Genomic DNA, 16,578 nt, shown 5'->3' with positions numbered 1-16,578 from the left:
CTCAATATGTTTGGAAAGCTCAATCGTAAGTGGGCGGCGTTTTCCCTCCTCACGCTAGCCCTGACCGGCTGCGGCGGCACGCTCTCCGGCGCAGGGCCGACAAAGGGCACGATCGAGGACAAGAACCCGACCTACTCATTGATCGATATCAATGCCTCGACGATCGCTCCTTATATGCAGGCTGCAGCTGCGCCTGCCATCGCCAGTGTCGCGAAGCCGCTGTCACCTGAAACACGCCTGATGCCAGGTGACACCCTTAACGTACTGATCGCTGATACGGCCCCGGAGGGTGCGGCTTTATTCGCACCATTGGCGTCCGGGGGAACTCAGCTCAAGGCACGAATCGACTCTCAAGGGATGATGTCACTGCCCTATGTAGGTCGTGAATTTGTCGCCGGCATGACACTGAATCAGGTCGAAGACATGGTGCGCCGCAAGTTAAAAGGCGTTACCACAGACGTACAAGCACACATCGAACTGGTTGGCGACTTGTCTGGTTCTGTTCTGGTGGCAGGCGCCGTCAAGACACCTGGGCGCTTCAGTACGCTGCAGGGCCCTTTGACCCTGCTCGATGCAATCAACCAGGCCGGCGGCCCGCTGATCGAACCGCACCTAGTAAACGTGACAGTGCGTAACGGTCGCGAGGTCAAACAGTACAACTACGAGCAAGTCCTGGCGGGCAACAACATGCTTCTGCCGCCTAACTCAGAGGTAGTGCTCGACCGCGCTCAGCAGCGCTTCGTTGCAATGGGCGCGGTTGGGGAGCCTGGACTCAAAGACCTACCTAGCCAGAACACGAGTCTGCTCGACGCGCTCGGGACCGTGGGTGGCTTGAAGGAGTCCAATGCCAATCCTGAGGGTGTGTTTATCTTCCGCATGGATAAGCGCCCTAATGCAAAGCCGCTTGTGCTTCGCCTGAACATGCGCGATCCGGCCGCCATTTTCTATGCACGTCAGATTGCCATAAAACCGGATGACACTATCTACGTCACCAACGCTGCAGTGTACGAATGGCAAAAAATCATCGCCCCTATCGTACAAACTCTGGTGCTTGGACGTACCGTCAACGCGCTTTAAGGGCCTTTCGAGCCGATTTAAGCCGCAGACCTCACATGGATATGGGCCGAGCGACCCCTCGGCCCTGGACGCTACAAAAAGGCATCAGCATGAGCTCACTGAATACGCTTCTCTCTTCGCCAGGTTCATTCTTCAAAAGCCTCAAGTCAAAAAAAGAACAATCTCCCACTACTTACGTAGTGGGCTTTGGCACATGGAAGAAATACCTGCGCAAGTATCTACCTGACCGTAATCTCTCCTTTATCGACGCGACGATTTCCAAACAGGATTTCGACGCCAATTGGAAAAGAAAGGTTTTCGACAACCCCAATGCCGATCTCCTGGTGTGGAGCAGCAATGCGCCCGCCTTCATCGTTGAAGAAGCGCGCAAATCAGGCAAAGCCATCGCCTACGTTGATGAAGGCTTCATACGCTCAGTGGACATTGGCGCAAAAAAAACCCCTTCGCTTTCGCTGACGTTCGACCGCCACAGCCCCTATTACGATGCACAGACCGCCTCTGAGCTCGAACAGGTACTGAGCAGCCATGATTTTCAGGCGGATACTGCACTGATGCAAAGCGCGACCAATGCGCTTGACTCAATGCTCGAGTTGGGTATCAGCAAATACAATGGCGTGGGTGAGCACGAGATCACTGCACTCTACGGCGCCAAGATCAGAAAGCGCATCTTGGTACTGGGGCAAGTCGAAGATGATGCCAATGTGCGGCTTGGCTGCACCTCAGCGATCTCGAATATGGACCTCATCCGCCTGGCCCACCAGGAAAACCCGGACGCCCAGATTATCTATAAGCCTCACCCAGACTCGGCGAGGTACAAGCTTCAGCCCTCCGATGAGGCGGAAGTTGAGAAAATCTCCACAGTCCTCAAAGCAGACACGCCCCTTCCACCAGCATTTCTGGACGTAGACCATGTCTATACCGTTACCTCGCTGGGCGGATTCGAAGCTCTGCTGCGAGGCATTACAGTCACAACCTTGGGCTGTGCGTTCTATTCCGGCTGGGGGTTGACCGATGATCGCCAGGCCAACCCACGTAGAACGCGAAAACTCACGGCGCTGGAAGTGTTTGCAGCTGCGTATATTCTCTACAGCAAGTACTACGATGCCGAAGACGGCACACCTCTGAAGATTGAAGACGCCCTGGTGAAAATGGCGCAAGCGCGAGATGCTGAAAAACTCGCTCTATCAGAAGCCAAGGCGAAGTCGTCTGCCGCCGCCGCTCGCGCAATTGCCAAGGCTCCGACTGGAGCGGCGACTAAACCAGCGAATGACAAACCCGCAGCCAAAGCCAAAGCTGCAACTCCGGCTAAGGCCCCTGCCAAACCAGCTGCCAAGCCTGCCGCTAAAGCACCTGCTAAAGGCCCAGTAAAAGCACCTGCCAAAGCACCTGCCAAAGCCCCAGTGAAAGCACCTGCCAAGCCTGTTGCGAAAGTGGCAGAAACGGCTCCCGCCAAACCACCTGTGAAGCCCGCCGCGCCGGCTGCTGCAAAAGCCTTGGTGCCAGACTGGTTCAACTCCTATCCAGGCGCTGAACTGAAAGCCGCACTGAGTGATAGTAAGCCCATCTTCCTGTATGTACCGTGGATCAAAGGGCATGGCGATGCGCTGATTCAAAAAGTGACGAACAGTGAGCATTATCAGTTTGCCCCCCTGGACTTCATCCGGGGCATTGATGAACAAGGTGTTCGGCAGTCTGTACTGCGCATGACCCGAGAAGACCCAGCGCTGTATCGGCGCATGTTGATCAACCGCCTGGTACCTCTTCGCGGCAAAATCAAGGCCGTGGTCTTCACGTTCGATTGGTCCGCAGCCATGCGGATCATCGCCGACGTATGTTCAGAACTCGATATCCCAAGAATCCTGATTCCTCACGAATCCGTGTTTGTTGATCGCGAAAAGTATTACTGGGACATTACCTCCAAAGCCTCTGTCCCCTCTGCTGATCTAATTTTGGGCTGGGGCGGCATGCAGCGTGAAATCTTCACCGAGCGCGGCTATCCTGATCAGCTGTTCAAAAGTGTTGGTGCACCGAAGTTTGATATCTACACGAGCTATCAACCGGCATTGTCACGTGCACAATTCTGTCGCCTGTACGGCTTGAAGAGTGATAAGCGCACCATTCTTTTCGCGACACAGCCTCTCGATTCGCAACTGGATAAAAAGATCGCACTTCTTTCGCAACGCAAGGCCATCATTGATCTTGAGGCAGTTACCCGTAAACTCGGTATGCAACTGCTGGTGCGCCTACCTCCTAACAAGGAAGACATCTTGGGCGGCGCAACACGAAAAGTGCTTTCAGATGCTGAGCACGTGGCGATCGACGAGGGTCACTGCTACCTCACCTCTCCAGAGGAAACGCTCTACCATTCAGACATCATTACTTCGATCAACAGCACCATGCTGTTTGAAGGGCGGCTGATGGGCCGACCTGCGCTGTCAATCAAATATATCGATTTCGATCAGATCTGGGAGAAAGCGGGCATTCCTGCGGCAAAAGACGTCGCTGCCCTCGAAAGCTACATCATTCAGTTCAATGACGGCACGTTCACCTTTACGGATGAAGGCATGCAATGGGCGTCGAACATGTTCGGCATCGGAACGTTTGACGGCCAGGCCACGAGCCGGATCATCAGTGAACTGGAGCGCGTTGCTGAACACGGACTGGTACAACGAAAACCCGATGCGCTTGACCGGCTGTTCGCCAAGGCACCACTGGATGTGGTTGCTATCCCTTCGAGTGCGGCCACGCTGCGGACCACCCAGCTGCATGTTCAATCAATGCTCCGCGCGAGAACACTGATCAGCACTACAAGTAAAGACGTCACCATTCAAAACCTGGCGTCTACCGAGATCTTCTTCCAGTGGGGGATCACCGAAAACGTCGGGAAAAGCAAGCAGCGCGCGATGGCGCATACTTTGGCTCGGCCTACTGTCTATCTTGAGGACGGCTTCATCCGTTCTCGCGACATCGGCTTGGCTCAGGAGCCAGGCCTGTCGGTGATCCTTGACGACACCACCGCCTACTATGATGCGAACAAGATCTCCAGGCTCAGTCGACTATTGGAAAACGGTCCTGAGTTGACACCGGCCCAATTGGAGCGCAGTCGTAATGCCATCGATTTGATTGTCAAAGAGCGGATCTCGAAGTACAACCACGCACCCGACATCCCGATGCTCGCAGGCACGCCTGGGCGAAAAAAACTACTGTTGGTAGATCAGCGCTTTGGCGACCAATCGGTAGCCTCCGGACTAGGCTCGGAAGAAGCATTCAATCGCATGATCCATGAAGTCTGCCGTGAGCGTAGCGACTGCGACATCCTTGTCAAACAGCACCCTGATGCGATCAAAGGCGGCAAATCGAGCTACTTCAGCAATGAGAAGCTCGCGTTCACGCAGCATATGAGCAATGTCTACCCGATTCTCTATGACATCAACCCATTCGCGCTGTTTGATGTGGTTGATGAAGTGTATGTAATGACCTCCGGCATGGGCTTCGAAGCGCTGATGGCCGGAAAAATTGTTCATTGCTATGGTATGCCCTTCTATGCTGGATGGGGGGCAACGGCCGACCAACAGTCACTCACCTCTCGAACGCGTCGCCGCACGGTCGAGGAGTTGTTCCATTTCGCGTACATCGAGAGCAGCCGGTACTTCAATCCTGAGACCAACGCTGCAGCAGAAGTCGAAGACGTGGTTCGCTACATCGCTGCAATGAAAAAGAAGTAGAATTGTCGTACGGGCGCCCTCAAAGGCGCCCTTTTTTAAAGCACAGGGAACGCGATGAAAGTTATCAATCTTGAGGGCAACGAAATTATCGGCACCCCCATCACTAATGATAAGTGTGTAATTCAGTTCAAGGGTACAGGCGCCAAGGTCGTGATTGGCGAAAATGTCAGACTTGCCAATTTCAAACTGATCTTCTCAGAATCTGGTGGCACCGTGATTCTGGGGGACGGTTGCAAACTGACCGGAGACCTCAGGGTTATAGGCAAGTCTACGCTTAAGATCGGCGCTCGGACGAAGTTCAACAAACCTTGCTGGATTCTCGCTTCGGACGGCACCTCGGTTACCATCGGCGAGAGATGCCTGTTCGCTAACGTCCGAATCCGAACGTCTGACATGCACTCGATCGTCGACCTCACGACCAATAGCCGGATCAACCCCGATGCCGGAATCGAGGTCGGCAATCGTGTATGGCTTGCAGAAAACGTCTACATCTACAAGGGAGTATCGATTGGAGATGGCTCTATCGTAGGGGCAGGCTCCATTGTCACCCGCAGCGTCCCTGAAAACTCGTTGGCAGCAGGCATACCAGCAAAAGTGCTGAAGTCGAACGTGTCGTGGAATGAAAAACGTCTGTAACCATTCCCAAGCACGCTTGGAACGATCGTGTCCCATCGAGTGACGATCGAGGCTATTTTTGCGCTAACAGACGCTAATGTCCGCATGCCTTTGCGTATCGCAAAGGCATGCGGAGTGTGTCAAAGCATCGATATCCCGGCGCTTGACTGGGCTGGTGAACTAGCCATCAGCCTGTCATGCGCCAACAATTTTATCTAAATTGAATGCCGTCACACTTCTCGATCCCCCCGGGTCGGTTGCTGCTGTCATCCAAGACATTTCCCTTGGATACGGAACCGTCGGGCTTGGGACGTTCGGCAAACGGAATCAGTACCGTTCGCTTGGTGGCAATGTCATACATGTTGCCGGCCAAGCGGTTATTATCCCCCTCAATGCGCACCGCCGTTTTCACACTGCAGAAGAAATTGTCGGTAATTACATTATTGTCTGCATAATCCCGATAGAACTTTCCTGCGCCATCGACCGAGGGATCTCCGCACTTAAGGCGACTTAAATCCTTGCTCTGCCTGGACGCGACCCACACCCCTATCTTTTCATGAGAGAACGTATTTCTGGTGATCAGATTGTCATCAGCTGGCTGCCATCTTAGCTTGAGCTTTGCCCCAGGACGGCGACTGTATTCGCCGCAGTTTTTGTAGAGAAATATCCCACCTGCGGCGTTACCCACAAACTTGTTATCCCTGATGATGTTACGTGCCGATGAGTCCACCGCAACGGCCTCGCGCTGCTTGGCTTCATTCACGCCACCGTTCATCGAGAATACGTTGTTCTCCAACGTGATGCCCCGAGTGCTGCCACCGAGGTAAACCGCCACTCCACGCGATCCGATGATCTTCGAGTTTTTTAAAACAGAGTTGTTGACGTAGCCATTAAAATGCACCGCATTACCTCGGGTGCCTTCGATAGTTATCTTGTCCAGCACGACATTGTACGGAGCCCGCAGAAACCCCTCTTCACGCATGTCTGACAGGACATCGCTTTTTTCGCCGCTCATGATCATGATCGGCGTGGTGTCATAACCCAACAGCCTGCAATTCGAGACCTTGATGTTGTTGATTCCCGTCCCTTTGATCATGATGCCAAATTTATCCCCCTTGTCACCGACGAGCGTTGCTCCGTTGCAATCCAGAGAAGTGTTGCTCTGTCTGATTTGCAGCCCACCGTGATAAGTACATTGGCCATTGAGCTTGACTTCACCCTTGACTGAAATCGTGCTGAGGTCGCACGCGTCGTTGGCGACGGCGGGCGCGGAGAGGCCCGACAACGCCAGCACACCTGCAGAAAGAGCTAAAGCGGTAGACATCTTGCGCATTTCCAATTTCTCCAATCAGCTCATTACTTGTGCGAGTTCAGCGAGGCCAACTGCCACACCTGAGCCCGAATTGTAGGACTATCGCCCAGGGTGATATTCTCCCGGTCTGGTTCGAACCTTTTGCGTTTGTCACCCTCCAATCAGTCGATTTTTTCAATCCACTTACTCAACATACAGTGTCCCTATGATCAAAATTTCGCCGACTATCCAGTGCTCCAATTCCGCGCCCTTCGTTCTGTTCGGCGGGATCAATGTTCTCGAATCGCTCGATCTGGCACTCACCGCCTGTGCTGAATACGTACGGGTCACCGAGAAGCTCGGCATTCCTTACGTCTTCAAGGCCAGCTTTGACAAGGCCAACCGGTCTTCGATCCATTCCTACCGTGGTCCAGGCATGGAGGAAGGGCTGCGCATGTTCGAGAAGGTTAAAGCCGAATTCGGCGTCCCTGTCATCACCGACGTACATGAAATTTATCAGTGCGCGCCGGTTGCCGAAGTGGCCGACGTTCTGCAGCTGCCTGCCTTCCTTGCACGCCAGACCGACCTCGTCACTGCTCTGGCCAAAACCGGCAAGCCGGTCAATATCAAGAAACCTCAGTTTCTCAGCCCCTCGCAAATGCAGAACATCGTTCACAAATTCAAGGAAGCCGGTAACGACCAGCTCATTCTCTGTGACCGCGGCACCTGCATGGGCTATGACAACCTCGTTGTCGACATGCTCGGCTTTGGCGTAATGAAACGCACCTGTGACGATCTGCCGATCATCTTCGACGTGACCCACGCATTGCAGCAACGCGATCCGTCTGGGGCAGCCTCGGGCGGCCGTCGTGAACAGGTCGTGGATCTGGCACGCGCCGGTATGGCCGTGGGTCTGGCCGGCCTGTTCCTGGAGGCACACCCGAACCCTGAGCAGGCCAAGTGCGATGGCCCGAGTGCGCTTCCACTGGCTCAGCTCGAACCATTCCTCGCACAAATCAAGGCCTTGGATGACCTCATCAAGTCGTTCGCCCCTCTGAACATCGCTTGATTTCTGCACGGAAAGGATTGTGAGCATGGCTAGTGAACAACCACGTATTGCCATCGTAATTCCCGCACGCTATGGGTCTACACGGCTGCCTGGCAAGCCGCTTGCGGACATTGCCGGTAAACCGATGATCCAGCATGTCTACGAGCGCGCGCTTGAAGTTGCAGGCGTTTCGACAGTCGTCGTAGCAACGGACGACCAGCGGGTAGCTGACGCCGTGACGCAGTTCGGTGGGAAGTTCGTCATGACCTCAGCCGATCACCCTTCAGGTACCGACCGCCTCGCTGAAGTCATGCAGCATGTCGATGCAGATGTGTATATCAACCTTCAGGGTGATGAACCCCTAGTGCGCCCCGGCGACATCGAAACACTCGCAGCAGGCATGGCCAGTGATGTGAGCGTGCAGATTGGCACGCTGTGCCATGCGATCGATGGCCAAGAGGCCAACAACCCAAATACCGTGAAGGTGGTGCTTGCTGCCAACGGTAACGCGCTGTACTTCAGCCGATCCCCCATCCCCTACCCGCGCGATGCGCAATTCGCTCAGTTTCTCAAACATGTCGGTGTCTACGCCTATCGGCGACAGGTGCTGGCCGAATACTCGAGCCTTGAGCAGCCGATGATGGAAGGCGCCGAAAAGCTGGAGCAACTGCGTCTGATGTATGCCGGCTATCGTATTCGCGCATACCAAGTGGAGCCCACCGGTCCTGGCGTCGATACGCCTGAGTGTCTGGAGGAAGTCAGAGCGATCATTTCGGGCCTTGGCAGGCCCGCCAAGCCTTCCCTGGCGGATATACGCCTGGTCATAACGGATGTCGACGGCGTGCTCACCGATGGTGGCATTTTCTACGACGGCAGCGGTGAATGCCTGAAGCGTTTCCACGTCCGCGATGGCATGGGAATGCGCATGCTCGAGGAGAACGGCGTCCGCGTTGCGGTGCTGTCCGGCCGAGACTCGGCGACACTGCGCAAGCGAGTGGCTGACCTGGGTATTGAACTATGCCAGTTTGGTGTCAAAGACAAACTTGCCGCTTGCGAGTCACTCATTGCTCAGGCCGGGGTCACGGCGGCGCAAACCGTTTGTATTGGGGACGACTCGATCGACCTTCCCGCTTTCGCCGCTTGTGGAATGTCCTATGCGGTCGCCGATGCGCCATCCTACGTGAAGGCCGCCAGTACCAACGTACTGGCCACCGCCGGGGGGCATGGGGCATTCCGAGAACTTGCTGACGCGATTCTCACCGCTCAAGGCAAGGCTTCGGTGCTGAGCACGGCCTCGGGATATGCCAAGGTCATGGCAAAGATGGCTCAATAGCAGTCTGGGACACAGGGGCATTGCCGACACAGTGCTGGCCTCAAGAACAGCTCAACCGCTGTTACTGGGCCAGCGAAGTGTCTACAGCTCTGGCTCATAAGCGGTTACGCACAGTCGGCATTGGGTCGAAGTGGCCACCTCCAGCACTACTGGTCATGAGAGAAGCAGTGAACTAACCTCATGCGTCCGCTTTCTCTCCAAGAGTACGACCTGGGGAGACTCCAACGGGCTTTATCGACCATGCTACTGGCAGTGACTCGAGTGGCGAGACGAGGACCAATACAATGACGAGCGCTGTACCTCGGGATCGCTGGACCGCCCAGGCAGCCTCGTTGGCGGGATTCTCGACCCGATCCGGACCGTCATCTCAGCCCGATCGCGAGCACATGGACTTCGCGAGCTCGGAGCAACTGGCAATCAAAGTTTTTAGGGATATGCAATGACAAAAATAGCTGTGTGCTTGAGTGGTCACCCAAGGACGTTTGCGCGCGTCGCATCAAAAATGAAACAGGCACTGGGTGACGCTGACTTCTACTTTTCGACTTGGCACAGCGACTACAACGACACCCTGCTCGCCACCTTCGAAGAGCATGGCTTCAATCTTGTGGGCTACGAGTTCATTTCTGAGCCTGAGCAGCTGGAAAACGAGCGAAACATCCTCACAGATTTCACCGATAGCTTCCCGGACTTCTTCATCCTCAACCAATGGTACGGTGTCAAACGTGCCATTCAGCTGATGCAGGACTGCTCTGTGGCGCTGCAGAAGCACTACGACTTGGTGGTGCGCTGCCGATTCGATCTTGACTGCAGCTTCACCCTCGAAGAGCTCCACAACGCTACTCAGCAAGATGCGATGAACTACGTGAAGGCATTGAGTGGCGGCAGCGATCAGTTTATCTTCGGCAGCCCGGACACCATGGCGCACTTCCTGACGCTGGAAGACTGGCTGTTGAACTTCTCGCGCAAATTCGGCAACAGTCACGGTTTCTTCGCCAGCCCACTGATCAGGGCGTTTTTTCTGGACCAAGGCATTCCCACCAACCGTGTGGATCTCAAGGTCAATGTGGCGCGCCAGGACAGAACCTCTGCAAGTGCAGCACGCGAGCAACGCACCCGAGATTACATCGCCAAGCATTTTCCTGAATTCGAAGGCAAGGCGTGGCATGGCCCACGCAACGTCGACCACGTCGTGCGTCCGGCTCCGTGGGACCTGAACTTTGGAAACAACCGCTCCCTGGTCTACATCAATGGGAAGCGTGGCTAGCTTCTGTCGACTCTCAATCTAGAGCCCTTTTATGAAACGAATCATCATGGACCTCGACGAAACCATCTGCTCCAAAGGAGCCGGTAGCTACGCCGATGCCGCATTGCGTCCCAATATCCGCGAGAAGCTGCAGTCCTACAAACAGATGGGCTTCGACATCGTCATCTCCACCAGCCGCAACATGCGCACCTATGAAGGCAACGTTGGCAAGATCACCGCCAACACCCTGCCGATCATTCTGGCGTGGCTGGCCAAGCACGAGATTCCCTACGATGAAATCTATGTCGGCAAGCCCTGGTGCGGTAACGAGGGGTTCTATGTCGACGACAAGGCCATCCGCCCCGATGAGTTCGAGCGGCTGTCCTACGACGAGATCAAATCACTGGTAGGCATCAAATAATGATCATCATCAACTCCGGTGCCTACGTCATTCCCGAGCTGCAGGCTGAATACGGCAAGATTCCTCCGTGCATGTTGCCACTGGGGAACAAACGGCTGCTGGAGCATCAGATTGTCGCCATTCGCGAAACACTCGACGATATCAACATCGTCGTCTCGCTTCCGGAAAGTTACGAGCTCAGCCTCGGCGACAATCTGCTGATCGAAACCGCGGGCGTCAAAGTCGTGCGCGTGCCCGATGGTTTCACCCTGGCCGAGTCGGTGCTGTATGTGCTGAACACCCAGGACGACTACCAGATCGAACACGTTGTGCGCCTGATGCACGGCGATACCTTCATCAAGGGTATTCCGGCAGATGCCGATGTCATCGGCGTGAGCACCACCTCCGATGACTATGGCTGGGAGTACGAGGCGTCCGACGCCGATGACAAGCTGATCTGGTGTGGCTTCTTCTCGTTTTCATCGCCACGCCTGCTGACGCAATCGCTGAGCCTGGCGCGGGGCAACTTCGTCGAAGCGATCCGCCGCTACGGCCAGAAAACACCTTTGCAGGGCAAGTTGGTGGGTGCCTGGAACGACTTGGGCCACGTCAACACCTATTTCAAGTCCAGGGCTTCGATCACTACCCAGCGTGCCTTCAACTCGCTGGTGATCGCCGACGGCCTGGTGACCAAGAAAGGTCAGCCCAACCGCAAGATCCAGGCCGAGGCACGCTGGTTCAAGGCGCTCCCCCCTGCGCTGAAACGCTATACCCCGCAACTGATCGACTACACCTTCGACGATCAGGGCGGCACCTTTTACTGCCTGGAATACCTGTCGTTATCGCCGCTCAATGAAGTGTTCGTACACGGCCGCAACCCGGCGTTCTTCTGGAAGAAAGTCTTCGATATTTTCCAGGACCTCTTTGCCCGTATGCGTCATGCGCTGCCTGCCGACCTCGATCGTCAAGCGCTGGCCAACGACGCCGAGGCGCTGTATGGGGCGAAAACGCGTCGGCGCCTGGAGGAAACGGCTGCACAAGGTCTGATCGACCCACAGGCCCCCTTCACCTACGCCGGCAAGCCCATGCCATCGCTGGCCGAGCTTGCCGAAACGTGCATCGACAAGGTGTCCGGCCTGCCGATCATCGATTCGGTGCTGCACGGTGATGTCTGCTTCAGCAACGTGCTGTACGACTCGCGCAATGAAACGATCAAGATTCTCGACCCACGCGGCATGACCGAAGCGGGTGACTTCTCGATCTTTGGCGACCAGAAGTACGACCTGGCCAAACTGGCTCATTCGGTCATCGGCTTGTACGACCTGATCATTGCCGGACGTTACGAGCTGCTCGAAGACGCGTCTGGAAGCGTCACACTGGACTTCCACATCGACGCTCGCCTGCAACAGATTCAGCGCTCGTTCATGGGCACGCAATTCGCAGCTTCGGTCTCGGTGAAGCAGATCATGCCTTGCGTGGTGCTGCTGTTCATCTCGATGATCCCGCTGCACGCCGATCGTCCCGATCGTCAATTGGCCATGCGCGCCAACGCCTATCGAATTTTCCTGAGCTACTGTCACGAAGAGATTTCTGCATGATCATCATCCCCATGGTTGGAAAAAGTAGCCGGTTCTTCAAGGCAGGCTTTACCCGCCCCAAGTACGAACTACTGGTCAATGGCGAGACGGTGTTCTCACGCGCGGTCAGGTCATTCGAACACTATTTCAAGACCGATCACTTCCGCTTCCTGGTACGCAACGATTACGAGGCGCCGCAATTCGTCGAGGCGGCAGTCAAGGCACTGGGCATCAGCGATTATTCCATCGTCGTGTTCGAAGCCGACACCCTGGGCCAGGCCGATACCGTGTATCAGGGGCTCAAGGACATCGACAGTCCGAGCCCGCTGTACATCTTCAATATCGACACCTTCCGTCCTGATTTCCGCAAGCCCGAGTGGGTCGAGCAGTGCGACGGTTATCTTGAAGTGTTCCGCCATGGCGGCAGTCACTGGTCGTTCGTCGAGCCTGGCGAAGATAACGCCGTGCTGCGCACTACCGAAAAAGTGCGTATCTCCGACCTCTGCTCCGATGGCTTGTATTACTTCAAGAACAAGCTCGATTTCGATCGGATTTTCCGGCAAGCCTTCGAGACCCAGGACACGGCGCAGGGCGAATACTACATTGCGCCTTTGTACAACAACCTGATTCAACAGGGCCAAGTCATCAAATACGAGCTGGTGCCCATCGAAGATGTGATTTTCTGCGGTACGCCTGACGAGTACGCGCAGTTGCTGGATGACCCTCGCGTACAGTGAGTATGCAGGCGCCGACCAGGCTGTAGCGGGTCGGCGTCACTGACGCAGGTTGCAACCGGCCAATAAAAAGGGCTGTTACCGATCCCTCGGTAACAGCCCTTTTTCATGACGCTCCAGTGTCAGTCGAAGATCTCGACCACACCGACAACATTCTTCTCGTCATCCGACACGGCCAGTGCACGGATCTTGTTTTCGCGCATGTAGCTTTCGGCTTCGGACAGTTGCGCAGCCTCATTGATGGTATGCGGGTCGATGGTCATGAACTGTGCGACCAGGGAATTGATGATGGTTTCATCTTCCAGCAGGGCACGGCGCAAGTCGCCATCGGTGACGATACCGACCAGTTTGTCTTCATCCATCACCACGGTCAGGCCCAGACGGCTGCGAGTCATGACCAGCAGGCAATCGTGGAAGGTGGTGTCAGGCGTGACCACAGGGGCTGGCGAGTGCATGACATCACGCACACGGGTCAGCAGTTTGCGGCCCAGGCTGCCACCGGGGTGGTAACGGGCGAAGTCCATCGGCTTGAACTGGATCGCTTCGATCAAGGCGACGGCCAGCGCATCACCCATGGCCATGGTGGCCAGGGTGGAGGTGGTCGGTGCCAGGTTGTTCGGACACACTTCGCGCTCGACCGAAATATCCAGCCAGATATCGGCATGCTTGGCCAGGGTCGATTGACCATTACCGGTCATGGCAATGATCTTGTTACCGAATGATTTCAAACTTGGAATAAGTTTGATCAGTTCGTCAGTTTCACCGCTATAACTGATCAGAATAAGTACATCGATCGGTTTGAGCATACCCAGATCGCCGTGGAAGGCTTCAGCCGGGTGCAGGAAGAAACTCGGTGTACCGGTCGAGGCGAAGGTGGCGACCATTTTCTTGCCGATCAAACCGGATTTGCCCATGCCGCAGACAACCGCTCGGCCCTGACAACCCAGCAACAACTCGACCGCACTCTGGAATTCGCCATTGAGGCGATCAGCCAGCAGATTCACGGCTTGCGCCTGGGCAATAAGGGCTTCTTTAGCGATGTTAAGGTGATTCATGTTCGTCCCTGAAGACTGTCTAGGATTTAGCGAAGCCGCGGATGTTAAGGTTTTTGTTTCACCGAGCAAAGCACAAGCGTTCAATTCTGACTGGTGGATCACGCTGCAGGCCCTCAGTTAGTCAACGCACACCCACGCATACGCGACCTCACTGTATATACAGTGAGTGCTGTTACCTGCAGCGCAGCGGAATGTAGCGCGAGATAGGAAAACGTCTGAACGGATTACCTTTACGCCTGGCGTATTACGCCGGAGTGTTGCTGTGACGGCGCTGTTCGAATTAGGTTCATTTTTTTTCGTCGATCACTTCACATATCGGAATTCTTCCGCTCATTGTTCATTGGTGATTGCCGTAATTGGGGCGCTGCGCCAGAATGCCGGCCTTTTTCCAACCCCGTCCAATCGTCAGGAGACCAGCGATGCCCAGCCGTCGTGAACGTGCCAATGCCATCCGCGCCCTCAGCATGGATGCCGTGCAAAAGGCCAACAGCGGCCACCCCGGGGCCCCGATGGGCATGGCGGATATCGCCGAAGTGCTGTGGCGCGACTACCTCAAGCACAACCCGAGCAACCCGCACTTCGCCGACCGCGACCGCTTCGTGCTGTCCAACGGCCACGGCTCGATGCTGATCTACTCGCTGCTGCACCTGACCGGCTACGACCTGTCCATCGATGACCTCAAGGGCTTCCGCCAACTGCACAGCTGCACCCCGGGCCACCCGGAATTCGGCTACACCGCAGGCGTCGAGACCACCACCGGCCCGCTCGGCCAGGGCCTGGCCAACGCGGTCGGCTTCGCCATCGCCGAGAAGGTCATGGCTGGCCAGTTCAACCGCCAAGGCCACGACATCGTCGACCACCACACCTACGTGTTCCTCGGTGATGGCTGCATGATGGAAGGGGTTTCCCATGAAGTCGCCTCGCTGGCCGGCACCCTGGGCCTGAACAAGCTGATCGCCTTCTACGACGACAACGGCATCTCCATCGATGGCGAAGTGCACGGCTGGTTCACCGACGACACCCCGAAACGCTTCGAAGCCTACAACTGGCAGGTGATCCGCAACGTCAACGGCCATGATGCCGACGAGATCAAGACCGCCATCGATACCGCGCGCAAGAGCGACCGTCCGACCCTGATCTGCTGCAAGACCATCATCGGTTTCGGCTCGCCGAACAAGCAGGGCAAGGAAGAGTCCCACGGCGCCGCCCTGGGTGCCGACGAGATCGTGCTGACCCGCGCCGGCCTGAGCTGGAGCCACGAGGCTTTCCAGATTCCCGCCGAGATCTACGCCGAGTGGGATGCCAAAGAGGCCGGTGCCAAGGCCGAAGCCGAGTGGAACCAGCGCTTCGACGCCTATGCCCAGGCCCATCCTGAGCTGGCTGCCGAGTTCAAGCGCCGCAGCTCGGGCGAGCTGCCGGCCGACTTCGCCGAGAAAGCCGCCGCCTACGTGCAGGAAGTCGCCGCCAAGGGCGAAACCATCGCCAGCCGCAAGGCCAGCCAGAACACCTTGAACGCCTTCGGCCCGCTGCTGCCTGAACTGCTCGGCGGCTCGGCGGACCTGGCCGCCTCCAACCTGACCCTGTGGAAAGGTTGCAAGGGCGTCGAAGCCCTTGATGCCAGCGGCAACTACCTGTTCTACGGCGTGCGTGAATTCGGCATGACCGCGATCATGAACGGCCTGGCCCTGCACGGCGGCCTGGTGCCATACGGCGCGACCTTCCTGATGTTCATGGAATACGCACGCAACGCGGTGCGCATGTCGGCGCTGATGAAGCAGCGGGTGATTCACGTCTACACCCACGACTCCATCGGCTTGGGCGAAGACGGCCCGACCCACCAGCCGATCGAGCAACTGACCAGCCTGCGCACCACCCCCAACCTCGACACCTGGCGCCCGGCCGATGCCGTGGAGTCGGCGGTGTGCTGGCAGCAGGCGCTGCTGCGCAACGACGGCCCGTCGGCGCTGATCTTCTCGCGGCAGAACCTGCAGCATCAGGCGCGCAGCGCCGAGCAGATCGCGCAGATCAGCCAGGGCGGCTACGTGCTGCGTGACTGCGCCGGCGAGCCGGAGCTGATCCTCATCGCCACCGGCTCGGAAGTCGGCCTGGCCGTGCAGGCGTTCGACGCCCTCAGCGCCCAGGGCCGCAAGGTTCGCGTGGTGTCGATGCCATGCACCAGCGTGTTCGACGCCCAGGACGCCGCCTACAAGCAGTCGGTGCTGCCGGTGCAAGTCGGCGCACGCATCGCCATCGAAGCGGCGCATGCCGACTACTGGTACAAGTACGTCGGCCTGGACGGTCGCATCATCGGCATGACCACCTACGGTGAGTCGGCCCCGGCCAGTGCACTGTTCGAGGAGTTCGGCTTCACCCTGGACAACGTGCTGGCGGTGGCTGAGGAGTTGCTGGAGGACTGAGCCTGAGTGCTGGGCTCGTTTACGGCTAAAACCGCGAACGGGCCCGAATGCTCAGCCTGACCG

At 56.6% G+C, this 16,578-nt stretch carries 12 protein-coding genes; 10 read left to right on the top strand and 2 right to left on the bottom strand.

Going from position 1 to position 16,578, the window contains the following annotated elements:
• Positions 1-6: 6 nt before the first annotated feature.
• From H618_RS0109665 to H618_RS21520, 3 genes are all read left to right on the top strand, one after another.
• Positions 7-1,077: a polysaccharide biosynthesis/export family protein gene (locus H618_RS0109665; RefSeq protein ID WP_028694880.1), complete on the top strand. Its 1,071-nt coding sequence runs from the start codon at positions 7-9 to the stop codon at positions 1,075-1,077.
• An 89-nt stretch (positions 1,078-1,166) separates the two neighbouring features.
• Positions 1,167-4,802 (top strand): capsular polysaccharide export protein, LipB/KpsS family, encoded by a 3,636-nt coding sequence (locus H618_RS22095; protein WP_161628445.1) that lies wholly within the window; start codon positions 1,167-1,169, stop codon positions 4,800-4,802.
• A gap of 54 nt (positions 4,803-4,856) precedes the next feature.
• Entirely contained in the window at positions 4,857-5,438 is a 582-nt protein-coding gene (locus H618_RS21520; RefSeq protein ID WP_050577271.1) for an acyltransferase, read from the top strand.
• 190 nt (positions 5,439-5,628) lie between these two features.
• Here H618_RS21520 and H618_RS21515 read toward each other — a convergent pair whose 3' ends face one another.
• A complete protein-coding gene (locus tag H618_RS21515) occupies positions 5,629-6,750 on the bottom strand; it encodes a right-handed parallel beta-helix repeat-containing protein (RefSeq protein WP_050577270.1) in 1,122 nt (373 codons plus the stop codon).
• Positions 6,751-6,934: 184 nt separating this feature from the next.
• On the opposite strand from H618_RS21515, the gene kdsA reads away from it, so the two are divergent.
• From kdsA to H618_RS0109615, 6 genes are all read left to right on the top strand, one after another.
• Entirely contained in the window at positions 6,935-7,777 is an 843-nt protein-coding gene (kdsA, locus tag H618_RS0109645; RefSeq protein WP_028694879.1) for a 3-deoxy-8-phosphooctulonate synthase, read from the top strand.
• 25 nt (positions 7,778-7,802) lie between these two features.
• Positions 7,803-9,089: a 3-deoxy-manno-octulosonate cytidylyltransferase gene (gene kdsB, locus H618_RS22415; protein WP_081673747.1), complete on the top strand. Its 1,287-nt coding sequence runs from the start codon at positions 7,803-7,805 to the stop codon at positions 9,087-9,089.
• A gap of 502 nt (positions 9,090-9,591) precedes the next feature.
• On the top strand, positions 9,592-10,353 hold the full coding sequence (locus tag H618_RS0109630) for a hypothetical protein (RefSeq protein ID WP_028694878.1): 762 nt from the start codon (positions 9,592-9,594) through the stop codon (positions 10,351-10,353).
• Positions 10,354-10,384: 31 nt separating this feature from the next.
• Positions 10,385-10,753, top strand: coding sequence for an HAD-IIIC family phosphatase (locus tag H618_RS0109625; RefSeq protein ID WP_028694877.1), 369 nt, complete (start codon positions 10,385-10,387; stop codon positions 10,751-10,753).
• On the top strand, positions 10,753-12,330 hold the full coding sequence (locus tag H618_RS0109620; protein ID WP_028694876.1) for an aminoglycoside phosphotransferase family protein: 1,578 nt from the start codon (positions 10,753-10,755) through the stop codon (positions 12,328-12,330). The genes H618_RS0109625 and H618_RS0109620 overlap by 1 nt, the downstream gene beginning before the upstream one ends.
• Positions 12,327-13,046 (top strand): glycosyltransferase family 2 protein, encoded by a 720-nt coding sequence (locus tag H618_RS0109615; RefSeq protein WP_028694875.1) that lies wholly within the window; start codon positions 12,327-12,329, stop codon positions 13,044-13,046. The genes H618_RS0109620 and H618_RS0109615 overlap by 4 nt, the downstream gene beginning before the upstream one ends.
• Before the next feature lie 119 nt (positions 13,047-13,165).
• On the opposite strand, the gene H618_RS0109610 is transcribed toward H618_RS0109615, so the two are convergent.
• Positions 13,166-14,098, bottom strand: coding sequence for a KpsF/GutQ family sugar-phosphate isomerase (locus tag H618_RS0109610; protein ID WP_028694874.1), 933 nt, complete (start codon positions 14,096-14,098; stop codon positions 13,166-13,168).
• Positions 14,099-14,517: 419 nt separating this feature from the next.
• Between H618_RS0109610 and tkt the strand changes: the two genes are divergently transcribed.
• On the top strand, positions 14,518-16,515 hold the full coding sequence (gene tkt, locus H618_RS0109605; protein WP_028694873.1) for a transketolase: 1,998 nt from the start codon (positions 14,518-14,520) through the stop codon (positions 16,513-16,515).
• The last annotated feature ends 63 nt before the right edge of the window (positions 16,516-16,578 follow it).

Source organism: Pseudomonas cremoricolorata DSM 17059 = NBRC 16634, from assembly GCF_000425745.1.
GTDB classification, from domain to species: Bacteria; Pseudomonadota; Gammaproteobacteria; order Pseudomonadales; family Pseudomonadaceae; genus Aquipseudomonas; species Aquipseudomonas cremoricolorata.
The sequence above is the reverse complement of the archived record's forward strand: the minus strand, read 5'-3'. Positions and strand labels throughout refer to the sequence as shown.